This is a genomic window from Desulfoluna sp. CLI2B (assembly GCF_056847375.1).
In genome coordinates, this window is the sequence record NZ_CP186557.1 from 543245 (window position 1) to 566190 (window position 22946).

At 61.2% G+C, this 22946-nt stretch carries 18 protein-coding genes and 1 pseudogene; 6 read left to right on the forward strand and 13 right to left on the reverse strand.

Features of this window, described 5'->3' with window-relative positions; all coding sequences use genetic code 11:
• Positions 1 to 171: 171 nt before the first annotated feature.
• From pepF to ACOYW2_RS02685, 4 genes are all read right to left on the reverse strand, one after another.
• Positions 172 to 1971, reverse strand: a complete 1800-nt coding sequence (gene pepF, locus ACOYW2_RS02670) for an oligoendopeptidase F (protein WP_482415097.1) — start codon at positions 1969 to 1971, stop codon at positions 172 to 174.
• A gap of 15 nt (positions 1972 to 1986) precedes the next feature.
• Complete coding sequence (locus tag ACOYW2_RS02675) at positions 1987 to 3174, reverse strand: cation diffusion facilitator family transporter (protein WP_482769301.1); 1188 nt, start codon at positions 3172 to 3174, stop codon at positions 1987 to 1989.
• Between the two features lie 173 nt (positions 3175 to 3347).
• Positions 3348 to 4553 carry a thiolase family protein gene (locus ACOYW2_RS02680; RefSeq protein WP_482415099.1) on the reverse strand — a complete coding sequence of 402 codons (1206 nt, stop codon included), beginning with the start codon at positions 4551 to 4553 and terminating at the stop codon, positions 3348 to 3350.
• 245 nt (positions 4554 to 4798) lie between these two features.
• The gene (locus tag ACOYW2_RS02685; protein ID WP_482769302.1) at positions 4799 to 5110 is read right to left on the reverse strand and encodes a hypothetical protein; all 312 of its coding nucleotides are present in this window, start codon (positions 5108 to 5110) and stop codon (positions 4799 to 4801) included.
• Positions 5111 to 5475: 365 nt separating this feature from the next.
• On the opposite strand from ACOYW2_RS02685, the gene ACOYW2_RS02690 reads away from it, so the two are divergent.
• Both ACOYW2_RS02690 and ACOYW2_RS02695 read left to right on the forward strand, forming a co-directional pair.
• Entirely contained in the window at positions 5476 to 5868 is a 393-nt protein-coding gene (locus tag ACOYW2_RS02690) for a hypothetical protein (protein ID WP_482421591.1), read from the forward strand.
• A gap of 301 nt (positions 5869 to 6169) precedes the next feature.
• Positions 6170 to 7045 (forward strand): LuxR C-terminal-related transcriptional regulator, encoded by an 876-nt coding sequence (locus tag ACOYW2_RS02695; protein ID WP_482415102.1) that lies wholly within the window; start codon positions 6170 to 6172, stop codon positions 7043 to 7045.
• 677 nt (positions 7046 to 7722) lie between these two features.
• Here the strand turns inward: ACOYW2_RS02695 and ACOYW2_RS02700 are convergent.
• The 8 genes from ACOYW2_RS02700 to ACOYW2_RS02735 all read right to left on the reverse strand — a co-directional run bounded on the left by ACOYW2_RS02700 (position 7723) and on the right by ACOYW2_RS02735 (position 17244).
• A complete protein-coding gene (locus tag ACOYW2_RS02700; RefSeq protein WP_482415103.1) occupies positions 7723 to 8484 on the reverse strand; it encodes an endonuclease/exonuclease/phosphatase family protein in 762 nt (253 codons plus the stop codon).
• Positions 8485 to 8622: 138 nt separating this feature from the next.
• A complete protein-coding gene (locus ACOYW2_RS02705) occupies positions 8623 to 9672 on the reverse strand; it encodes a DUF2860 family protein (RefSeq protein WP_482769303.1) in 1050 nt (349 codons plus the stop codon).
• A gap of 57 nt (positions 9673 to 9729) precedes the next feature.
• On the reverse strand, positions 9730 to 12867 hold the full coding sequence (locus ACOYW2_RS02710; protein ID WP_482769304.1) for an efflux RND transporter permease subunit: 3138 nt from the start codon (positions 12865 to 12867) through the stop codon (positions 9730 to 9732).
• A gap of 139 nt (positions 12868 to 13006) precedes the next feature.
• The gene (locus ACOYW2_RS02715) at positions 13007 to 14251 is read right to left on the reverse strand and encodes an efflux RND transporter periplasmic adaptor subunit (RefSeq protein ID WP_482769305.1); all 1245 of its coding nucleotides are present in this window, start codon (positions 14249 to 14251) and stop codon (positions 13007 to 13009) included.
• Positions 14248 to 15720: an efflux transporter outer membrane subunit gene (locus ACOYW2_RS02720; protein WP_482769306.1), complete on the reverse strand. Its 1473-nt coding sequence runs from the start codon at positions 15718 to 15720 to the stop codon at positions 14248 to 14250. The genes ACOYW2_RS02715 and ACOYW2_RS02720 overlap by 4 nt, the downstream gene beginning before the upstream one ends.
• A 25-nt stretch (positions 15721 to 15745) precedes the next feature.
• Entirely contained in the window at positions 15746 to 16300 is a 555-nt protein-coding gene (locus ACOYW2_RS02725; protein ID WP_180136770.1) for an RNA polymerase sigma factor, read from the reverse strand.
• Between the two features lie 21 nt (positions 16301 to 16321).
• Positions 16322 to 16813: a hypothetical protein gene (locus tag ACOYW2_RS02730; RefSeq protein WP_482769307.1), complete on the reverse strand. Its 492-nt coding sequence runs from the start codon at positions 16811 to 16813 to the stop codon at positions 16322 to 16324.
• Positions 16810 to 17244: an anti-sigma factor family protein gene (locus tag ACOYW2_RS02735; RefSeq protein WP_482421596.1), complete on the reverse strand. Its 435-nt coding sequence runs from the start codon at positions 17242 to 17244 to the stop codon at positions 16810 to 16812. The genes ACOYW2_RS02730 and ACOYW2_RS02735 overlap by 4 nt, the downstream gene beginning before the upstream one ends.
• Positions 17245 to 17551: 307 nt before the next feature.
• Here ACOYW2_RS02735 and ACOYW2_RS02740 point away from each other — a divergent pair, with 307 nt between their 5' ends.
• Positions 17552 to 18163 (forward strand): DUF3786 domain-containing protein, encoded by a 612-nt coding sequence (locus tag ACOYW2_RS02740; RefSeq protein WP_482421597.1) that lies wholly within the window; start codon positions 17552 to 17554, stop codon positions 18161 to 18163.
• 21 nt (positions 18164 to 18184) lie between these two features.
• On the opposite strand, the gene ACOYW2_RS02745 is transcribed toward ACOYW2_RS02740, so the two are convergent.
• On the reverse strand, positions 18185 to 19189 hold the full coding sequence (locus ACOYW2_RS02745; RefSeq protein WP_482769308.1) for a methyltransferase: 1005 nt from the start codon (positions 19187 to 19189) through the stop codon (positions 18185 to 18187).
• 313 nt (positions 19190 to 19502) lie between these two features.
• On the opposite strand from ACOYW2_RS02745, the gene ACOYW2_RS02750 reads away from it, so the two are divergent.
• From ACOYW2_RS02750 to ACOYW2_RS02760, 3 genes and pseudogenes are all read left to right on the forward strand, one after another.
• Positions 19503 to 20609, forward strand: a complete 1107-nt coding sequence (locus ACOYW2_RS02750; RefSeq protein WP_482769309.1) for a hypothetical protein — start codon at positions 19503 to 19505, stop codon at positions 20607 to 20609.
• A 4-nt stretch (positions 20610 to 20613) separates the two neighbouring features.
• Positions 20614 to 21792, forward strand: a complete 1179-nt coding sequence (locus ACOYW2_RS02755; RefSeq protein ID WP_482421599.1) for a TolC family protein — start codon at positions 20614 to 20616, stop codon at positions 21790 to 21792.
• Positions 21793 to 22159: 367 nt separating this feature from the next.
• A pseudogene (locus tag ACOYW2_RS02760) lies at positions 22160 to 22945 on the forward strand (efflux RND transporter periplasmic adaptor subunit); the annotation flags it as partial.
• Between the last annotated feature and the right edge of the window lies 1 nt (position 22946).

Genomic DNA, 22946 nt, shown 5'->3' on the forward strand with positions numbered 1-22946 from the left:
CGGCGCATTGGCCGGTGGCGGGTGACGGGGCGGGCCCTGATGATTTTTAAAGGGATGATTAGAAACACTATACCTGAAAATGCCGATGGATGCGAGAAGGAACACAGGGATGGAACAGGGAGACGTGGAATGCCCCCGGCCCGGGGGCCGGGGGGGATTGTGTGACACGGATCAGGCCAGAAGGGCTTTTAAACGCTCCACCAGGCCCCCGAAATGGGCGATGGTGTTGTTCACCGGGGCAGGGCGGGTCATGTCCACACCGGCCACGCGAAGCTCATCCACAGGAAACATGCTGCCCCCCAGGGTGAGGAATTCCATGTATCGGGAGACCGCCCCCTCTTCTCCTTTGATGATGCGCCCTGCAATGTCCAGGGCCGCGGAGATGCCCGTGGCGTATTTGTAGACGTAGAAGGAGGAGTAGAAGTGGGGGATGCGCAGGCACTCCAGCTTCAGGGCCTCGTCGACGACAAGGGTGTCGCCGAAGTAGTCGGCAAGGAGGCTTGCGTACAGGTCGGTGAGGGTTTCCAGGGTGATGGCCTGGTTGTCGGCGGCCATGGCGTGGATACGCATCTCGAACTCGGCAAACATGGTCTGGCGGTAGAGGGTCCCCCGGATGTTGTCGATCTCCCGGTTGATGATGTAGGTCTCCATCTTTTTGTCCCCCTTGTATTTTTCCAGGAGGTATCGGCCGAGGAGGGCCTCGTTTAAGGTGGAGGCCACCTCGGCCACAAAGATGGTGTAGTCCCCGTAGATGTAGGGCTGGGTGGTGCGGGAGTAGTGGGAGTGCATGGAATGGCCCGCTTCGTGGGCCAGGGTAAAGAGGCTGTTGATGCTGTTGGCGTCGTGGTTGAGCAGGATGTAGGGGTTGGAGTCGTAGCAGCCAGACGAGTAGGCCCCGCTTCGCTTGCCCCGGTTTTCATACCGGTCAACCCAGCCGCCGGTGAGCCCTTTTTTCAAGGTGTCCACATAGGCCGTGCCCAGGGGGGCCAGGGCGGCCAGGGTGACCTCCACGGCTTCGTCGTAGTCCATGTGGAAGGTGACGTCCGAGGCCAGGGGCACATAGGTGTCGTAGATGTGAAGGGCATCGACGCCCAGGGCTTTTTTCCTCAGGTTCAGGTAGTCGAAGAGGGGGGCAAAGCCGTTACGCACGCTGTCGATGAGTCCGGTGTAGACCTCTTTGTCCACGTTGTCGGTGAACAGGGCACGGGAGAGGGTGGCGTCGAATCGCTTGGCCTTGGAGATGAACAGGTCCTTTTTGATGGCTGCTGAAAGGGAGGCGCCGATGGTGTGCTTGTGGGCCTCGTAGGCGGAATAGTAGGTGTCAAAGGCGTTTTTCCGCACCTCGCGCTTCGGGTTCATGAGAAAGGCGATGAAATTCCCGTGGGAGAGCTCGTGGGGGGTGCCGGTCTCGTCTTGGATGGTGCCGAAGCGCAGGTCCGCGTTGTCCAGCTGGCTGAAGATGCGGGAGGGGGCTGCCATGGCCTCGGCGGACATGGCCAGCAGCTCCTCCACCTCTTCGCTTCGGGTGTGGGGCTTGAAGCGCAGGATTTTCTCCAGGAAGAACCGGTAGTCGGCCAGCTCCTTGTGGGCAAGGAACCCTTCCATGGTGGCGCTGTCGATGGCCTGGACCTCGGGGGTGAAGAAGCTGGAGGCCTGGGCGATGCGGGCGTACAGGTTCACGGCTTTCTGAAAGAGGCCGTCGTAGTCGGGGTTGGTCTTGTCCTCGTCGTTGCGCAGGTGGGCGTAGGTGTAGAGAAGCTCCAGGGACCGGTTGACGGAAAGGTCATAATCGATGGCCTCCTTGAGGACCGAGGCCGATTCTCCCAGGCGGCCCTGGTAGGTTTTGTAGCCTGAAATCCTGGCCTCGGTTTCCCTGAAGAGGGTCTCCCAGGCCGCGTCGTCGGCGAACATGGGGGACAGGTCCCATTTGTGAGCGTCGGGTATATCGTGTCGTTCGGGTATGGTGGACATATTTTAGCGTCTCCTTTAGGGGTTGTAGCTGAACATGGGGGTGATTTTAATGAGGAGATCGAGGCCCGGGAACCGGGCTTGAATTTTTTCCTGGGTCTCCCTGAGGACCTCGCGCTGATCCCCAGGGCGGTCGCTGTTGTTGAGGGTGATGTTGAACAAAATGGTGCCGCGGTCCAGGGTGGTCCCCACGATGCGCAGATCGTGGAAGGTGAGGACCCGTTCGTCTTCGGCCACCACCTTTTGGATTTCGGTGAGCACGGTGTTGTAGTGGGGGTGGTCCCGGTTGATGGGGTCCATGTGGACCACCACCATGCCGCCTGTGATGCGGCCCACGGCTTTTTCCACATCCTCTGCGATCTCATGGATGGCAAGGGCCGAGAGGTGGTGGGAGACCTCGATGTGCAGGGATACGATGCGGTTTTCTCCGTAGTTGTGGACGACGATGTCGTGGACCCCCAGTACATCGGTGACGCTGCGGCAGGCCCCTTCGATTTCATCCAGAAAGGCCTGGGAGGGGGCTTCGCCGATGAGGGGGTTCACCGCTTCCCGGGCAATGCCCCAGGCCGAGGCGAAGATGACCAGAGAGACCCCGATACCCATGATACCGTCCACCTTGGCATAGCCAAGGTGGGAGGCGCCCAGGGCCACCACCACCAGCAGGGTGGAGAAGGCGTCGCTTCGGTGGTGCAGGGCGTCGGCCTTGAGGATGGCCGAATCGATGAGGTCCCCCAGGGCAAAGGAAAAGCGGGCCATGAGTTCTTTGAACAGGGCGGTTCCTGCGACGATGGCGATGGCTCCGTAGCTCGCCTTGGCCACGGTGGGGTTCAGGGTGGCGGTGATGCTGTGTTTGAGGAGTTCAAACCCGGCCACAAACAGGAGAATGGCGATGATGAGGGTGGCCACCGGCTCGATGCGGCCGTGGCCGAAGGGGTGCTCGCTGTCCGAGGGCTTCCGGGACATGGTAAACCCCACTATGACAACGGCCGATGTGGCGGAGTCCGAGAGGGTGTGGATGGCGTCGGCGATGAGGGCCGCGCTTCCCACGGAGAGGCCGATGACCAGCTTGACTGCGAACAGGAGGGCGTTTCCCACGATGCTTACCCACCCTTCCAGAACCCCGTAGCGTGACCGGACATCCGGGTCGGTGGTGCGGGTGTGATCAGAAATAAAAAAGGACGCAAACCAAAGGGCAAAGGTTTTCACAGGCGGCTCCAGAAATGCATGGGCAAGGGGGTGTTGATGATGTGGCCCCGGCAGCCCCTGGGGAAGGCGGCTGCCGGGGATATCATGTGGGGTCGCCGGGCCCTGTGGCGCGGTGAAGGCGGGGGTGAGCGGCGAGCCCTTTCATGTATGCTTTCTGAATCCGTTATACGGCCTTACACTTCCCTTGTCCAGAGGGAGGCGATGGCAGGGCCCGTTCCCACGCACAGGGAGGCCCCGCCCACGGTGAGGTCCAGGCGTTCCATCTCGTAGTAGAGGCTCACCAGAATCCGAAGGGCGGTACAGCCCACGGGGTGGCCCAGGGCGATGCCCGAGCCGTTGTGGTTGGTTTTGTCCATGGAGAGGGCCATGCCGTGGTCTTCCCGGAGCATGCGGCCCACGCCGAGGAACTGGGCGGCAAAGGCCTCGTTGATCTCCCAGTACTCCACGTCCTCAAAGCCCATGTCCGTGCCGGACAACACCTTGGGGATTGCCACGGCGGGCCCCAGGCCCATGAGTTTGGGGTCCACGCCCGCACAGGCGGTGTTGATGAGCTTCATCAGGGGGCGGATGCCGAGCTCTTTGGCCTTGGCCTCGCTCATGAAGATGGCGGCTGCGGCTCCGTCGTTGATGCCCGAGGCATTGGCCGCGGTGACCACGCCTCCTTTCTTGAAGGCGGGCTTGAGCCTGGCGAGGCTCTCCGGGGTGCTGCCGGCGATGGGATGCTCGTCGGTATCGAAGACCGTGGTTCCCCTTCGCGTGACGATCTCATAGGGGACGATCTCCCGCTTGAAATGGCCGGCGGCAATGGCGTCCAGGGCACGGGTGTGGCTCATGAGGGCCAGCTCGTCGCACTCCTCCCGGGTGATCCCGTATTTTTCCGCCACGTTTTCGGCGGTGGTGCCCATGTGGCCCCCGGCCAGTTCGTCCACCAGCCCGTCGAAGAGCATGGAGTCCTCAATGGAACCGGGGCCCATGCGGTACCCGGACCGGGCCTTGGGAAGCATGTACGGGGCGCCTGTCATGCTCTCGGCGCCCACGGCCATGACGATGTCGTTTTTGCCGAGCATGATGCTGTGGGCGGCAATCTCCACGGCGCGCATCCCCGAGCCGCAGTTCTGGTTAATGGAGACGGCGCTGCTGGCATCGGAGAACCCGATGCGCTTGGAGACCTGCCGGGCGGGCAGGGAACCCTGCAGGCCGGGAAGGCACTGGGCAAGGACCAGTTCGTCGATGGTTTCCACGTCGATGCCTGCACGGGCGACGGCTTCCTTGCCCACATGCACGGCAAGATCCCGTGCCGAGACGTTTTTCAGGGCTCCCTGGAATTTGCCGATGGCGGTTCGGCAGGCACTGACCATCACAACATTCTGCGTTTTCACATCTTCCTCCTGTGACATGTTGATACGTTTATGTGGTGTGAATAGGTGGTTTGCTGTCGACGCGAATATCAATATAAAGCACGAATCTCTTGATTAATGAACAGTGTTAATATAACAAACGATAGTAAATAGCTAAAAAAGAGGAAGATGTATAGAAAAAATGCAGTGGGCGGGCACAGGACACCCTGTGGACCTCACCGTGGGGGAGGCGTTATTTGGTGTGACGGGTCCCGTAAAGGGGGCTTTTACCCATGGGCGTGGGGGCGGGGGGCTTGAGCGGAGAAATCCGCGGCAGCGTCCCCTTTCATCAGCCGCCCGTTGCGGAACCACAGGGCAATGTCGGTGGTGACCATGAGGGCGTTGACGGCGTAGAGGACGATGACGGCATCAAAGCTGTAGAGAAGCTTGTGGGTGATGCCTGCTGCATAGCCCACGAGGACAATGCAGAGAAACTGAAGGCTTTTTCCGGAGTTGTTCCGCGAGGTCCAGGACTTCCAGATGGAGGCGGGCCAGGCAAAACCGAAACAGACCAGCATGGCGATTTCAAATACACTCATAAAGCTACCTACATACCAAAAAAAGTCAGGCGCATGGTGCCCGTAAGTGCCGGTGGCGGGAACTCTACCGATAGGGTCCCGTGCGGTCCTTACAAAAGAGGGCTATACCACCATCTCCGGCAAATTAAAAGCCGGGGGCGGCGCTTTTTCGGGGTGAGTTCACCCTGCGGGAATAATTGACATAACGGGATCTTTTCGTGATAATGGGGAGTAATTCAGATGGCCTCCTGCACTTTATCCCGGCCCCTTTCCTCTCTTCAGCGTTTTTCAGGGAACCCATGATGTGATCCATCTGCGGCCAGCGCCTATTCAGGCGCCCCGCTCATGTAGGCTTATAGACCCCCAACAACCTAAGGAGACAGATCATGACCCGACGAGTGAATGTGCTTTTCCTGGTACTGCCGATTCTGGCCATCTTTTCTACGTCCCCCGCCTTTGCCGAGATAATGCTGGTCAAGGGGAAGATCATGGGGGCAAGCTGCGTGGTGAATGAAACCGTTTGTCCCACAGACATCAAGGACCCCCGTGTCTCCATGGAGCGGGACTTCGTGCTGGTTGCCGAAGACGGCAGCACCTATTTTCTCTCCAACATGAGGCGCGGGGCCAAGCAGGTTCTGGTGAGCCAGGATGTGGAGGTGCTGGGCAAGGTCAGGGGCAATACGATGTTTGTCCATAACGTGGACAAGATGTTGATGGGTGGGATGGTGAGCGTCTGGAACTGGGATCTTCGTGTGAGGAATCTCAGGCACCCCAGGTAGGGATGCTGCCCGTGATGAACTGGCATTGACAAACCCGCGTCGGCAAAGGGCCGATGCGGGTTTTTGTTGTGGGAGGCTTTTCGTGCGGGGCCATGAAACGTCTTGGGGCAACACCTTGCGTGTCACAGGTATGGTGTGCTTTGTCGGCACGTCCTGCTTGACAGCCCGCAGGGCCTTGCCTACATAAGGGCGGACGGGCCGGGGTGCCTCAAGCCCGGTTGTTTACGGAACGTGTTCTGAACCGATACTCCCCTGACGCCCTGGACGGCAGCGGGCAAGGGGACCATGCAAGGCAGGGACCATGAATGAACTCGATGCGCTCCGAAGGGAGAACGCGCGCCTGAAACAGCAGCTTGAAGAGAGCTGTCAACTCATCAAGGGGTTGCCCGATTTGATGTTTACCCTGTCCCGGGATGGGGTGTTCACGGATTACGCCGCCATGGGACTTCCCCTGTACCGGTCACCCGAGGGCTTCATGGGGAAGAGTGTCTTTGATGTGCTCCCCGGGGAGCTGGCCCGGCAGATCACCGCCGCCTGCGAAACAGCCATCCGGACCGGTGAGCGCCAGACCCTGGAGTATTCCCTGGAGCTGGAGGGGGAAGAGCGGTACTACGAAGCCCGCATGATGCGTTGTTGCCGGGGGGAGGGGGTGGTGGCCTTTGTCCGGGACGTCACCCGTGTGGCCCTTGTGGAAGAGGCGCTTCGCAACAGGGAACAGGAGCTGCAACGCAAAAGCGCTGGCCTTGAAGAGATGAACACCGCCCTGGAGGTGCTCCTGAAAAAGCGCAGCGGAGACAAACAGGCCCTGGAAGAGGAGATCCTGTTCACCATCCGCGAGATGATCCATCCGTGGATCGAGAAACTTAAAGCCACCCGGCTGGGGCCACGCCAGGTGGCCTATCTGGAGGTGGTGGAAAACAACCTCAGCACCATTGCCCGGCCCCTGGTGCGGACGGCTCCCTCATATCAGCTCCAGCTGACCCCGTCGGAGATTGAGATCACCAACCTGATCCGGGAGGGCAAGACAAACAAAGAAATTGCCGATATCCTCTCCCTGTCCGTGAAGACCATCGAAACCCACCGAAAAAATATCCGCCGGAAGTTGGGGCTTACCCACTCGAAAACAAACCTGAGAGCCCTTCTTTCGACCTCTCTGCCGTCTGCTTCCGTGGAATAACCGTCGGTCACTTTTGGGTATGCTCCGGGTTTGGCGGGGGCAGGGCCGTGGGATGGGAAAACCCTTACAATTTCAGGGGACCCCGGGACTCAAGGGGTTTCGAGTCTGTGGGTATGTATCATACCCATTAAATACCTCATCAACGAGGGTTGATTTTGTCAGGCAGTCTGTATAAATCACATTTGAAAAAGGGGGCACATTGCTGTTGATTTACTCCCCGGCTGAGATGTCTCAGGGGACGCAATGCTTACCGGATTGCCTGATCGCTGTTGTGCTGAACTGATTTTTTTGGTTGTGCGGCATGGGGCTGAGCAGAGAATGGATGTGACCAAATAGATAACCGGTCGATCCGGTGGCCGTCTTGGGGGAGGATCTGTAACGGATTCGGAGCCGACCTCGCAGGGTGTTGGACGCTGAGCTGAGCGGAATGGATAGACGCGATATCCTGCAACTCCCTCCCCCGAAATAAAAAATAAAAAACGGGAAAGTTTTGAAGACGGGGGGAGAGTCCTGCCTTGTCCATCCTGCCTAACTGAGTCGTATAGAGGTCATGGCCATGAGCCATGAACGGATCATATCAGCTCTTCCTCTTTCTTCCCGTTTGTCTGATTAAAAAACCGCCGATTTCGGCGGTTTTTTTGTTTTTGGCAGTTCGTATTCAGTTGCCTTCTGCCGGATCAGGTAAACCGGCACACCACGGGGTAGTGATCCGAAGGGTAGATCCCTTCAAAGGGGTGCTTGATCACCTCTGCATCCACCACCTTCAATCCTCCCTTGTACAGAATCCAGTCAATATGTTTTCCCAGGTCGTTTCCGGTGAAGCCGTGGAAGGTGGAGGAGTGCTCGCCTGCAAAGCTGTCTTTGAACCCTCCGGACTGAAAGGCCTCATGGGCGGGGCTTTCGGGCGGGGCGTTGAAGTCGCCGGTGATGACCATGGGAACATCTCCGGGAAAATCTTTCAGGAACCCCAGGATCAGGTCCGCGCTCTGTTTCTGGACCCCCTCGTCAAAATCGAAGTGGGTGGTGACGCAGACCACGCGTTCGTCGTCCCGTTCAAACTCTCCGATGACGCACTGGCGGGGCCACTGGCTTCCCTCAAGCTGGCTCTCCTCATGGGGCGTGTGGCTCAGGAAACAGTGGGTGTGCCTCAGGCAGGTCCACTCTTTCTGATAAAAAATCAGGTTGTTCTGCCAGGTAGTGGGCGACGGGTTCCTCACCCCTACAAACCGGTAGTCCTTCAGGAGCTGGGCGAGGTACCGGGTCTGGAAGTTGTTCGCTTCCTGCATGCCGATGAAATCGGGGCGCGTGGCGGTAAACAGAGGGCCGTAGGCCCTGCGCCGATGCTCCCAGGAGTTTTCTCCGTCGTCGGCGAGGCCGAAACGGAGGTTGATGCTCATCACAGAGAAGGATCGGTTCATGGGATCGTATGCATAAGTCATGGCACCTGCCTGATCAGGGGTTAGGGCGAAGGGAAACAGCCGGGCCGGGTATACAATCCATTATCTTAAAGCAGGAATGCAGGCCCTGTCAAAATGGATTTTTCCCGGCCCGTCAGGGGCAACCCCGTTGCATCATGTCTAAAATCGATAGCTGACGCCCATGCCGCCCATCACGGCATCTCCCTCGTAAAAGTCGATGTTGGAGTCTGTACGGGCGTATCTCATGAGCAGGGAGAAGGCCAGGTTCTCCACGGGCAGGGGCACTTCAAGGCCCAGAGAGGCGCTGTAAGAGGTGTCTTCCCGTTTTTTGTCAAAGACCGGGTGGGTTCCGTCGTAGTTCGCCTGGTGGAAAGAGACGGTGGAAAATGCCTTGCAGGCGGGGAAACGCAAGATCGCAGAGAGTTTTCCCCCGAACTGGTCGAACTGATGGGCCTTTCCGTCGGCCTCGTTGCGGAGGGCGTCTGCGGTGGCGCCCAGGATCAGGGCTCTGCTGACAGGAAGGGTCAGCCCCGCTTCGATGAAGTGGGCCTCACTGGAGCGCCTGAGGCTTGAGAGCTCTTCGTTGCTTAAGGGGTCTCCCCCTTCGGTGATGAAGGACTGGCCCGACTCCTCTTCATCGATGTCGTTGACGGCAAAGGCATAGCTCACAAAGAAGGGGGTCCCCAGGATGGAATCCGCCTTGATCTGGACACCCTGGGAGGTCCGGTCGGTCTCTGTCCTGTCCGCCCCCGTGAGGAAGGGATCTTTCCACACCTCGTCGTCAATGAGGGGAAGCTCGGGAATCCAGGCGAGGCTTAAGGCCGTGCCGTTGTCCAGGCGGTGCCGGGCGCCCACTTCAAGGAAGTAGGTCCCCTTGACAATATTGGAGGTGGGGGTACCGGCGAAAAGCTCTGTTTTGAGGTTGTCAAAGGTGTAGTTGAGGTGCCACAGGACGATGGGAATCGCCTCCGTCTCCGAGGAGGCCGACTGGTCCAGGCTGTCGATGCGCTCGTTGTCGTCTCCGACGTCGTTGAGGGCTTTGGTGGCGTGGATCACTCCGGGCATGAGGGTGATGTCGCCCTGAAAGCCGGGGGTGGGTGTCTTCATGGGATTCCCCCCCCAGGCAGCGGGGACCGTCAGGGCCAGGAGAAGGCAGGTCAGGGGGAGGTGTCGCAGCAACGTAAAAAGGTGTGTTTTCCGAGTGAGCATGTCTGGTCATTCCTCTGGTCTGGTGGTGTTGTGGAAAAACGGGCCTGTGCCGGTCTCTTACAACCTCGGCATTTCTTCGCCGGTGGTGTCTGTTGATGCTTTGCTACGGCCCACAAGTGCTTTGATGTCCTCCAGGATCATATAGAGGCTGGGGACGAGAAGCAGGGTGATGAGGGTGGCAAAGACGATTCCGAACCCCAGGGATATGGCCATGGGGATGAGGAACCGTGCCTGTCTGGACGTTTCGAAGATCATGGGTGCCAGGCCGCCGAAGGTGGTGACGGTGGTGAGGAGGATGGGCCGGAACCTCTGGATGCCCGCCGCCTTCACCGCATCGACCACGGCCATCCCTTCTTGGCGTTTTCGGTTGGAAAAGTCAATGAAGACCAGGGAATCGTTGACCACCACCCCTGCCAGGGCCACGATGCCGAAGAGGCTCATGACCGAAAGGGAGTAGCCCATGAGCAGGTGCCCCATTACCGCTCCGATGATGCCGAAGGGAATGCAGATCATGATGATCAGGGGCTGGGCGTAGCTCCTGAAGGGCACGGCCAGAAGGGCGTAGATGAGAATCAGCGACATGAGCAGGCCCTGGATCAGGCTCTCGACGCTCTCTTTAAGGTCGGCCTGCTTGCCCTGGAAGACGTAGGTGAGGCCGGGGGTGGCGGCCACAAGGTCGGCCAGGCCGCCGTCTTCCAGGGCACTGGCCACCTGTCCGGCCTCGGCCTCGGGGATGATGTTGGCGGTGACATCGGTGATGCGTTTCTGGTTCCGTCTGTAAATGGTGGTGTAGGCCCGTCCCCTGCTCATGTCCACGGCTTCGTTCAAGGGCACTTCCATGCCTTCGGGGGAACGCAGGGTCAGGCTGAAGAGGTCCCCTTCGGTTTTGCGCTCCTCCCCTTTGAGGCGCACCATCACCTTGACTTCGTCCCGGCCTCGCTGGAGCCTCAGGGCTTCAACACCGTAATAGGCGTTTCGCACCTGCCGCGAGATCTCTTCGGCGGAGAACCCCATGCGCTCGCCTTCCGGGCGCATGATCAGGTCGAACTGCATCTTGCCGGTGGAGGAGCCGTCGTCGATGTCCCGGGCGTTGGGGAACAGGGCCAGCTCCTCGGCCAGCTCACGGCTGGCCCGTTCCAGGGTGTCGGTGTCCCGGTGCCGCAGCTCGATGGTCAGCCCCTTGCCGGAGCCCGGTCCTCCCCGGTTTGCCTCGAAGAGGCCCGACTCCACACCGGGAAGGGTCCCCACGCGTTCGCGCCAGGCACGGGTCACCTCGGTGGTACTCATGGGGCGGACCTCCGGCGGGGTCAGGAGGATTCGGATGCGGATCTCCTCTTCGTCGATGCGGGTGAGGATCCCCCGGGAGAGAGCCTCCCCGCCGTTGTCCGCCACCACCTCCTTGGCCGCGGAAACGGCAAGACCTGCGATGCGGTCCACCTCGGCGGCCGGGGTGCCGTAGGGCAGGGAGAGGTTGGCGTAGGCGTAGTCGGACTCGATGCGGGGAAAGAGCTCCATGCCCATGCGGCCGGACAGGGCCCAGGAGCCGGTGACGGCCAGGATGAAAACCCCCGTGGCCAGGGTGACGTAGCGATGCCGGAGGCACAGGGAGAGCAGGGGCCCGTAGCGGCGGTCCACAAAGCGGGTGAAGGCGCTGCTGAACCGGCTCTGGGCATCGGACAGGGGCTTGAGGAAACCTCCGAAACCTTCCCTGCGGCTGTGGCCCAGGTGGGCCGGCAGGATAAAGAGGCTCTCCACCAGGGAGATGGCAAAAACGATCATCACCACGATGGGGATGCTCTTGAAGATCTTGCCCAGGAACCCCGGCACAAAGTAGATGGGCATGAAGGCCACCATGTTGGTGAGCACGCTGAAGACCACGGGTTTGGCAATCTCCCGGGCCCCTTCCACGGCTGCCGGGAGTAGGCCCATGCCCTGCTGCCGTTTGTGGTAGATGTTCTCCCCCACCACGATGGCGTCGTCCACCACAATGCCCAGAGTGACGATGAAGGCGAACATGGTGACGATATTGATGGTAAAATCCGAAAAGGGCAGCACGAGAAAGGCCCCCAGAAACGAGATGGGGATGCCCAGGGAGACCCAGAAAGCGAGCCGGATCTCAAGGAAGACGGCCAGGATGATGAAGACCAGGGCCAGGCCGATGAAGGCATTTTTGATGAGCAGCTCCCCGCGCTGCTTGAAGATCTCGGAGAGGTCCCGCACCATGGCCGCGGAGATCCCTTCGGGCAGGGTCTGCCTGAACTGCTCCAGGGTTGCTTTGGCTGCTTCGGCCACATCGATGGGGGTCTGTTCCCCCACCCGGTAGACCTCCACCATGACGGCCGGAGAGCCGTTGAAGGTGGCGTATCGGGTGGTCTCGGCGAACCCGTCCCGCACGGTGGCCACGTCCCCTATGGTGATGCGGGAACCGTCGGCAAGGGTGATGAGGGGCAGGGAGGCATAGGCCTCGTTGGTGTAGCGTTTCTCCTTCATGCGGACCAGGAGTTCGCCCCCGTCGGTTTTCAGGCTGCCGCCCGGCAGGTCCACGGAGGCGTCGCGGATGCGGCGGGCCACTTCGGCCAGGGTGAGGCCGTAGCGACGCAGGTCGGCTTCGGAAACCTCCACCTGGATCTCCCGGTCGCGGATGTCTTCAAGGCTCACCTGGGTGATGGCCGGGGATTCCAGGAGCCGGGCGCGGAACTCTTCGGCCCGTTCTTTGAGCACCGAGTCCTTCTGGTCCCCGTAGACGGCAAAGGAAATGACCTCCCGGTGGCGGGCCGCAATGGCGATTTTGGGATTCTCCGCGTCCACGGGAAGGGAGGTGATGGCATCCACCTCCCGTTCGATGTCCCGGTAAAGCTGCTGGATGTCGGCCCCTTCCAGGGCCTCCACAGAGATGGTGGCACCCCCTTCGGATGAGACGGCGGTAACCTCGGCCGCTCCGTCGATACCCTGGACCGCCTCTTCCACGGCCAGGGAGACCCCGCGTTCCACCTCCTCGGGGCTGGCGCCGGGATAGGGGACGCTGATGTTGACAAAGTCCAGGTCAAACTCGGGGAAGACCTCCTGCTTGATGGAAGCCCCCACAATGAGGCCGCCCACAAGCAGGACCACCATGAGAAGGTTCGAGGCAACGGCGTTGCCCGCCATCCAGGCGATGGGGCCGCGGCCCGGGTCTCTGTTGGGATCGTGTGTCATGAAAAAAACCTGTGTATCGTTGGGGGTGGTTGGACAATGAAAACAGACGAAAAGCCATCACGTCTCTCCGGCGGCAAGGTGGGCACCTTGAACGCTGGTTCCTGCCATGGCCCAGTGCATGCATTGAAACGTTTCGTGCTTAGCTGTTTGCCGGACTTTTCAGTTGGTTGGCTCCCGGCTGGGCCGCGGGCGTCTTTTTTTCTCCGGTGCGGATCTTCATGCCGTCGGCGGGGGACGAGAGGTCCGAGAGGATGACGCGCTCCCCCGGGGCCAGGCCCCGGTCCGTGAAGACCGTGGAGCCTTCCCGCCAGGCGATGCGGACCGTGCGGATGCGCAGGGTGTCCCCTTCGGCCACCCACACCTCGTTTCCGTCCCGGAGGGCCCGGTCGGGCAGGGCGATGATGCCGCGGAGGGGCGAGCCCTCCAGCTCCGCGGTGACGTAGCTGTTGAGCAGCAGTGGCGGGGCACCCGTGGCAGCGGCCTGTTCCATGGGATCGGCCACCTCAATGAGTACGCGGGCCATGCGGCTGGTGTCGTTCAAATCGCCCAGGACCTGCAGCAGCTGTCCCTGAAATGCCCCGCCGCTGCGGGGCAGGATGCGTGCCCGGCTTGCCTGGTCGCCGTTGTCCTTTTGGATGCGCAGCCAGGCCAGGTTTGAGACGGGCAGGGTCGCCTCCACCCACCAGACCGCATCCGAGGCCAGGGTGGCCACGGTCTGCCCCTCCGTGACCAGGGTACCCATGGAGGCGCTGCGGGAGAGCACGATGCCATCAAAGGGCGCCTTGATCTCGCTTCGGGCCAGGTCCAGAAGGGCCTTGTCCAGGTCAGCCTCGGCCAGGGCGAGGTTTGCTTCGGCAATCTTAAGCTGGGGAAGCCGCAGGGCCAGGGATTGGTCTTTTACCCGGTGCCCCATGGTGGTCTCCATGAGGGCCAGCTCTTTTCGGGCCACTTCCTGGCTTCCCTGCTCCAGGGAGAGGTCTGCCCGGGCCTGCTGGAGCTTTGCCCCGGCCAGGGCCAGGGAGATGTCCAGGTCGGCCTTGTCAAGCTTGACCAGGGTGTCCCCTTTTTTGAATCGTCCCCCGGGCACGAGGGCGGGGGCGAGCCACTCCACCTGGCCGCCGACACGGGCCTTGAGGTCTATCTGGGAGGAGGCGCGCACCGTTCCCATGGCCGTGACGGTCACCGGGTGGTCGCTGAGCCGGGTCTCTTCCCAGCGCACCAGGGGAGGCAGGGAGGTGCGGGGGCGTTTTTCGGCCTTGGGCCTGGTCTCCATGAGATGGCTTGCAAAGAGAAAGGCTGCTGCCAGGATGAAAAGGGGCAGGCCCACACGCACAAGGAGAGGGGACAACGGGGCCTTTGGGTTCGGTTGAGGGGTGTGGATCATGATTCGGTGGGAACTCCCTTGGTCTGTTCGTTGGTACCTTCGGCGGTGGCGGTGTCACGGGCCGGTTCGGGGGCAAGGCCTTGGGGCCAGCTGCCGCCCAGGGCCCGGTGCAGGGCGACGCGTTCTTTGACGAGGCGGGCTTTTTCCTGGACCAGTTTTCTCTGAAGCTCCTGGAGGTCCTTAAGCTCGTCGAGGAGGTTGACGTAGTCGGAGACCCCCTGGGTGTACTGGGTCTCTGCTTCAAGCAGGGTGATCCGGGCGGTTTCCACCTCCCGGGTGAGGGCTGCCACGGTCTCTTTTTGTCGCACCTCGCCCACGAGGCTGTTTTCCACCTCGGACAGGGCGGTGAGCACGGTGCGGCGGTAGGTGGCCAGGCGCTCTTCTGCCTGGGCCTGGGCCCTTACTACCTCGGCTTTGCGTTTGCCCGCATCGAAGATGGGGCCGGTGAGGTTGGCGGCGAGGTTGGCCAGCCAGTTGTCAAAGAGGGTGTCCACCCCGTCCGAGGTGTATCGGGCCCTGCCCGTGATGGAGAGGGCGGGGAGGCGGTCTGCCCTGGCCGCTGAGATCTCCCACTCCTCGGCCTTGAGCCTGAGGCCCGCGGCCCGGACATCGGGCCGCATGGCCAGAAGGTCCGCCGGGATCCCGGTGGGCGGAAGGGGGCCCAGGTCGGGCAGGGAGGTGGTACGGACAGCGGGTGCCGCCCCGGGCGGTTTGCCCAGGAGCAGGGCCAGGCTGTTTTCAAGGCGGCTCTCCTGGAGCCTGAGGGAAGGCAGCTCTGAGAGCTGGCGCTCAATCACCTTTTTTTGCCTCAACACATCCACGGCAGAGACCAGGGAATTTTCAAACCGCCACGTCAGGGCGGTGAGCAGGGTCTTGTTGAGATCCATCTGTTCTTCCACCAGGGCGATTTCGTTTCGGATGGCCACCAGCGCCAGCCAGGTTTCCGCCACCTCTCCGGTGAGGGTGACCGCCGCGGTCTCCACGTCGGCACGGCTGGCCAGGAGGCGCTGGCGTTCGGACTCTTCCAGGGACTTCAGGCGGCCCCAGAGGTCCACCTCGTAGGAGGCTGCAAGGCCCAGGGAGACGGTATCTGTGCTCTCCTCGGTGGTGTCGTCTCCTCCCCGCCATGTTGTTTCGGCCCCGGCTTCTCCGGAAAGGGTCGGGTAAAGGGCCGCCCCTTTGGCCTTGTGCTGGGCCGCACTCTGCTTCAGGCGGGCCCAGGCCTCCTGGAGGGTGAGGCTGTCTGAAAGGGCGTCGTCCATGAGCCCGTTGAGCTCCTCATTGTCAAAGGAGAGCCACCAGCGGCTCCCTTCCGCAGGGGAGTCCTGGGGGTAGAGGGTATAGCGCTCCGGAAGGGGAAGGGGAGCCGGGCCCGTTTGCTGGGGCGCAAAGGGGGTGCAGGCTGCAACGGTCAAGAGAAGGACGGCCAGCCAGGCCTTGAAATGCAGATGTCGAAACAAAAGGGGCATGCGGATCCTTAAAAAAAGAAAAAAATTAAGCGGCCGAGGCCTGCAGTCGTTTGCGAAGGCTGCGCCGGGCCCTCACGAGGAGGGATTCCACGGCGGAGAGGGAGAGGCCCATGACCTCTGAGATCTCCGCATAGCTGAGCTCCTGGGTGTGGCGCAGCACCATGGCCGTGCGCTGGTTTTCCGGGAGGTTGTCCAGGGCACGGGAGAGGGAGTGCTGCCCCTCTTTGCGGCTCAGGGTGTCGAAGGCCGAAGGGCCGGGGTCCATGTCCACGGTGCCGTTGAGGGGCTCGGGGCGCTTTTTTCGGGCCGCGTCGATGAGCAGGTTGCGGCAGACCTTATACAGATAGGCTTTCACGCTGCCCGAGGTGTCGAAGCGGTGCCGGTTTCTGAACAGGCGCAAAAAGGTCTCCTGGACGGCATCTTCGGCCTCCTCCCGTACCTTGCAGAACCGCAGGGCAAAGCTGTAGAGACCGGGCTGATGGCGCTCCACCAGCTCGCGAAAGGCCCGCTCCTTTTCAAGGGCAAGGGCCCTCATCAGGTCGGCATCGTCCAGTGCTTTCCACGGTGTTCCAAGGTTCATGGTACGGGGTGTCCAAAGACTTTAGTGAGCCGTCTTTTTCCAGGCGGCCATTCTCTCCCGGTGCGGGCGAATCAGTTCAGCAGCGTTGGCGTACATCATGGCCATTTTGTCCGGCGGCAACAGGCGGCGCATGCTTAAAGAATAATTCATAGTTGAGGCGGAGATGTCGGCTTCGATGCGCTCTTCTTCCGCGTGGAACGTCTTTAAATCCGCCCGGGAAAGGGCGGGGTTTTTTTCAAGCCGGGCCAGGGTCTCGAGTTTGTGGTCGAGTTTTTTCACGATGAGCCTGGTGCGCTTTTCCATGAAGGTCTCGAGCAGGTCCGTGGCTTGTCGAAGGGTCGCTTCGGGAAGGTCGAGGCCTTTCAGCAGCTCCAGGTGACGCGAGTACGCCCGGAACGGGTGCTTTGCCTCCCCGTGCTCCGAAGGGGGGCTCCACACAAAGGCCGCAACGAGAAATCCGGCGTTGAGGCAGAGGGAGAAGGCCAGGAGAAGGAGAATAATTCGTCGGTTCATAGGACATCCCCGTTGTCGCTGATCAGGTAGCCGAGGAAGGGGTCCTCCTGGGCCAGGGGTTGGGCCGCCTCATACGCGGGGCGGTCAAGGCCCCGGGTGGTAAGGGACGCATACCCAAGGAGCCCTCCGGCCATGAGCCCCACGGCCACGGCCGCCCAGCCGACGCGGCCGAAAAGAGCACCGATGAGGTTGAAGGTGACGGGGCGGCTTGCCTCCTCACGGCGTCGGGCAAGAAGGATCCGGGTTACCATCTTCCTGTCCGGCGGGAGGGAGGGCAGGCCCTTGAGGTCGTCAAAAAGAAGGGCCAGCTCATCAACTTCCCGGCGGCAGCGCAGGCACTGGGAGAGATGGGCTTCGACAGCTTTTTCACCCTGCCTGTCAAGGGCGTTGTCCACATAGGCGTGGAGGGTTTCGTCTAAAGGGTGTTCCATAGCGGTCACCTCGGGCTTTGGCCTGGTTCAGCGGATTGAGGTCAATGTATTGCAGGCTGCTGGCGTCGCAAGGGGGCGTGGCCCTGAACAGTGGCCGGCGGCATGCGGTTCTTGGTCGTTTTTCAAGCTACCATGGTTATACATACAACGAACGCCCCTCCAAAATCCTGCGCTTTTTCATGTGCCCTCTTTTTGAACCAGGAAAAAAAGTGACTTGTGCGCGCCCGGGAGGGGCCTGTATGGTGGAGGTGATTTTCTTCGCGGAGGAAAACGTCCGTGGGCACCCACAGCGATGAGAGGAGGCGAAATGAGCGATTCCTTGACGGTGTTTGAGAAGACCTACGGCTGGTACCTGAAGCAGCTTGCGACGTGTGATTACCTGAGCCGGGCAGAGCGCCTGGGTGCCTCGGTGCACGACGATTCCCTGGTGTTTTCCTTCCTCAACGATTCCATGTCGGTCTCGCGCATCGGGGTCGTCGGGCCCGGGGGCAAGGCCCCGGGGTTTTCCGAAAGCATCGTCCTGATGAACTACATCCTCCGCTGTCCGGAGGCGCTTCCCGTCCGCGGTGACTGGATCACCTACCGGGAGGTCGAGGGCTCCGGCCCCCTGGCTGTCTATTTCTCCGACAATGCCTTAAAACCCATTCAACACCGATTCGCCGGACACCTGCCCGGGCTGAGGGAAGCGTGCGCCCTGCTCGGCGGCAGGGAGGACGCCGGGGCAGAAAGCTACGACCTGGCCGCCACCTTTTCCCTTCTTCCCCGCATCCCCCTGGGCCTGCGTTTCAATGATGCCGACGAAGAGTTCCCAGCCTCATGCACCCTCTTGTTTGCCTCGGATGTGTCGGCCTGGCTCGATGCCGAGTCCCTGGCCATTCTGGCGGTGCTTTTTGCCCAGAAACTTGTGACCGGGGACTGATGTCCGGCGATTTGCGGGCGGTCAGGCCTTGATGCCTTCGATGACGGCGGTGCCCTTGGGGCTTCCGTAGTCGATGCGGCGGATGGCGGTGAGCCCGCTTTGTTCCATCATCGATCCCAGCTCCGAATAGCTGTAGGCCCTTCCGTGGTCGGTGACGGCCAGCATGTTGAGGCTGAACAGAGCCGGGAAGAGCGGGCTGTCCTTGGTGTCTTCCAGAATGAATTCATGGATGAGGAGCTTGCCGCCGGGGTGGAGGGCGGATGAGGCCTTGGCAATGACGGAGAGGGCCTGGCCTTCGCTTTCACCGTGAAGGATATGGGAGAGCCAGGCCGCGTCGAAGCGGTCGGCGTCGCCAAAGGTGTGTCGGATGAAATCAAAGGGGACAAACCCCACGCGGTCTCCCATGAGGTGCTTGTCGATGATGCTCACGGCAAAGGGCTCGGTGCCTTCCAGGTCGTACACCCAGGCCCTGAGCTGGGGGTTCTTTTTGCAGAACTGGATGGCGTAGGTGCCGGGGCCTCCCCCCAGATCAAGAAGGGTGGCGCAGTTGGAGAGGTCCACGGCGTCGGCAACAGCCGGAGCCGAAAGGGAGGCGTTGTTGTACATCCCCAGCAGAAAACTCTCCTGCTCTTCATCGCTGCGGTTTGTCTCCTCGTGATGGACCGGGCCACCGGTGAGGGCCGCCTCGTCCAGCCGTTCCCAGGAGGCCACCAGGTGGTGGTGGTGCATGAGGATGTGGCCCATGTAGTCCGGGGATTCCCGGGTAAGGTATTTCAGGGCAAAGGGTGGGTTGGTGAAGGTCTCCCCGGCCTTGGCAAGGAGCCCCATGGCGGACAGGGCGTTGAGAAGGATCCCAAGCCCCCGGGGGTCGCCGTGGATCCGATCCGCGATTTGCCGGGCCGAAAGGGTCTCCCCTCCGATGAGGGTGAAGATACCGAGTTTGACCCCGGTGTGGATGGTGCAGCTCTGCCAGTACGCACCTGAGGCTTCCATGAGTGAGGCCGGATTCCATTGTTCTTCGGACATGATGTCTCCTCCCGGTTGACATTGCTGTGTGAAACGGGCATATGACGGTGTCATTTTATCTTTAATGCGCCGGATTGTCGAGGTTCGCCTGCGCCTTACGGGTCAGGGGACGTTGCCTCAAGAGGTGAGTTGAGATAGGATGACCATCGTTTAAGTAACCTGATCATGCATAACAATAGTGAGAACCCTTGCGAATTGGCCGGGGACAATGGTTATCCTGCGACGCGGTTGATAACTGATCGGAATGTCTTTTGATAAGTTAAGGAGTCCATAACGTGAAACAGAGATTTTTCATCGTGGTGCTGCTTCTGGTATGCGGTTTGGCTACTTGGCGCCCCGCCACCTCACCCTGGGACTCATCGCCGACGATACGAGCGGCGACATGGCCCGGTTCCTGGAGCTCGTTCACCAGGAGATGGACCTGCTGGCCGGTGCCCGGTACACCTACACCCTGGGGGAGGGCAAGGGCGGGACCATCGACTGGAGTGCCGATAAGGCGCGCGCGCTTTATCGGGAGCTGGTGGCCGACCCCGAGGTGGACCTCATTGTCTCCATCGGGGTGGTGAGTTCCTCGGTGGTTGCCGACTCCGGTCCCTACACCAAGCCCGTGATTGCCGTGGGCATCATGGATTCGGTGCTCCAGGGGGTCCGGGACGGGGACGAAGACCGATCCGGCATCGCAAACCTTACCTATGTCCATTTCAACCACTCCATCACCGAGGACCTGCTCCTGTTTCGTCGTCTGACCTCCTTTGAGGAAGTGGGCATCGTCTTTGATCCGTCGGTGGTCGATGTGATCCAGAAAAAAGAGGCGGAGCTGGACAAGGCCCTGAAGCCCGAGTCTGGGTACCGCATTGTGGCGTCCAACAAGGGGGTCAACGAGGTGCTGGCCGAACTCAGCGGGGTGGATGCCGTGTACGTGGGGTACATGGGGGCCCAGGAAGAGGTGGGGCGCCCCGCCCTGGTCCAGGCCTTGAAAGAGATGAAGATCCCCACCTTCGGTGCCACCCTCCGGGATGTGCGCCAAGGGGTCCTGGCCTCTGCCTCCCCAGAGGGGACCTACAACCGGGTGGCCAGGCGGGTGGCCCTGAACATCGACGGGTGGGTCGGGGGCGACAGGCTGGCCAATCTTCCCGTAAACATGGACTTTGAGGTGGCCCTGACCATCAACATGGAGACGGCGCGGGCCATTGGCTTTTCTCCCTCCTTTGAGATGCTCTCCGGGGCCGAGCTCATGGGAGACCTTCAGGAAGGCGGTGCCTTTTACACCTTGCCGGAAGCGGTGAACAGCGCCCTTATCGCCAACCCGGACCTGCGCATCAACACCTTTGATGTCCGGCAGGCCAAAGAGGCTGTTCGCCTTGCCGGTACCTCGTTTCTTCCCGACGTGAAGCTGGTGAGAATTCTACGACATCGATGAGGATGTGGCCGCAACCTCCAACAACACCCAGGCCGAGCGCACCACCTCGGGCAGCGCCGTGGTGGAGCAGCTGATTTATTCCGACGAGGCCATCGGCAACATCTCCAGCCAGAAGGACCTGCTGGCCGCCGAACAGGACAGCAGGCATGCCCTGGTCCTGGATACGGTGTTCGACACCACTGTGGCCTTCACCGATCTTCTCAAGGCGCGCACCGAAGAGAAGGTCCAGATGGACAACCTGGCCCTTATCCGGAAAAACCTTGTCATCGCCAAGCAGCGCGAAGAGGCCGGGTACGCAGGCTCCGGTGACGTGTTCAGCTGGGAGAGCCGCCTGGCAACGGCCAGGGCCTCGCTGTTCACGGCGCGGTCCAATGTCAATGTGGCGTCACGGAACCTGAACCTTATCATGGGGGTTCCCATCGACCAGAAGACCCGGGCCCTGGATGCCGGCCTGGATAATTTTATGGCCGGAAGCTATCTGGTGAGAAGTGTCGAGGGGCGGCTGAACAACACCGAGGGGTTTGAAATGTACCTGGAGTTTCTGGTGGCGGAGGCCATCGAGAATGCCCCGGAGCTGGCGGCCCTTTCCAGCAATATTTCTGCGGTGCAGACCCGTGCGGGGGTGCTGTCCAGAAAGAACTGGGTCCCCACGGTGAGCGCGGCAGGCACCTGGGTCCGGGATATGGATCGCGGGGGCGCCGGGTCCGATGACACCCTTTTTTACCATGAAGAACGATGGGACGCCTCGGTCCAGCTCACCTGGACCCTGTTTTCCGGGGGGGAGAATCGTGTGGAGCTTGCCAGGGAGCGGCTGACACTGGCCCAGCTGGAAGAGAAGAGGCGAAAGGCCGAAAAAGAGATCGAACTTGCCGTGCGGGTGGCCCTTCTGGACACCATCACACGCTATGTGAACCGGGAACAGGCCGTGAGGTCGGCCGAGTACGCCAAAAAAAGCCTGGACCTCATCGCCGACTCCTACGCCAAGGGGAAGGCCTCCCTCACCGACCTGGTGGAGGCCCAGAACTCGTCGTTGACGGCGGATCTTGAGGCCACCAACGCCATTTACGAGCAGGTGAGGGCGCTTTTGAAGCTTGAGCGTACCGTGGGCAAAATGACCCTGGTCTCCGATCCTGCGGAGACGGAAGCCTTTGCCGGGCGAATTCGGGCCTTGTTCGATCAGTGATCAGGCATTGCGTATCAACACAGAATATATCATCAGGACCTGCAGCCAGAGAGGCTGTGAGCATGGGAGATGACCTTATGGGATGGAAAAAGAAGGCCGTATGTGGTGTGGCTGCGGGGCTTTTGGTCGCGATGACCGGCTGCGGCGGCGATAAGCAGCAGGAACCCGAAGTGATCCGGGCGGTGAAGTACCGTGAGGTGGCGCCGATTCCCACCCACCTGGAGCGGCGGTTTTCCGGCATCACCAAGGCCGGGGACGTGGTGCGCATGAGCTTTCGTACCGGGGGCAAGATAGAGACCCTGCAGGCCGGGGTGGGGGACCGGGTCAACGGAGTCCGCGCCATTCTTGCAGAAACAGGGATGCCAGGCTCAACTTGGAAAAGGCCCTGGTGGATCTGGAAAAATCCCGCATCCAGAGCGACAACGCCAAATCCAACCTTCAGCGGACAAAGGCCCTGTACGAGAACAACAACGTTCCGGTCAGTGAGTACGAAAAGGCCCGGGATACCTACGCCAACGCGTCGGCAGCCTACGATGTGGACGTGCGTGCGGTCCGGCTCCAGAAACGGGAGCTGACCTACTACACCCTGGCCTCCCCCATGGACGGCATCATCACCGCCCGGGAGGTGGAAGCCAATGAGAACGTCTCCTCCGGCCAGGTGGTGGCCGTGGTCCAGGCCGGTGACTCCATTGAGGTGGAGGCGGGGATCCCAGAGCTCTGGATTGCCCAGATCAGCCAGGGCCAGACCGCGGACATCGTCTACCCCGCCATGCCGGACAAAAAGTTCGGCGGCCGGGTCACGGAGGTGGCCTTTGAGTCGGACCCCGAGACCCACACCTACCCCGTGACCCTGGTCATGGAAGGGCCCCGGGCGGACATCCGGCCCGGCATGCCGGCTTCCGTGGTCTTCCGGTTCGGGCGGGAAGGGGCGGTCTCTGCCCTGATGGTGCCGGTCCACGCCGTGGCCAAGGACTACGCGGGCCACTACGTCTACACCGTTGAAAAGACCGGGGAAGGGGAAGGCGTGGTGACCAAGCAACAGGTAACCGTGGGCCGGATGATGTCCCACGGGTTCGAGATTTTAAGCGGCCTTGAGGGCGGCGAGAAGGTGGTGACAACGGGCTATCCTGGTCCACCGACGGCAAAAAAGTGAA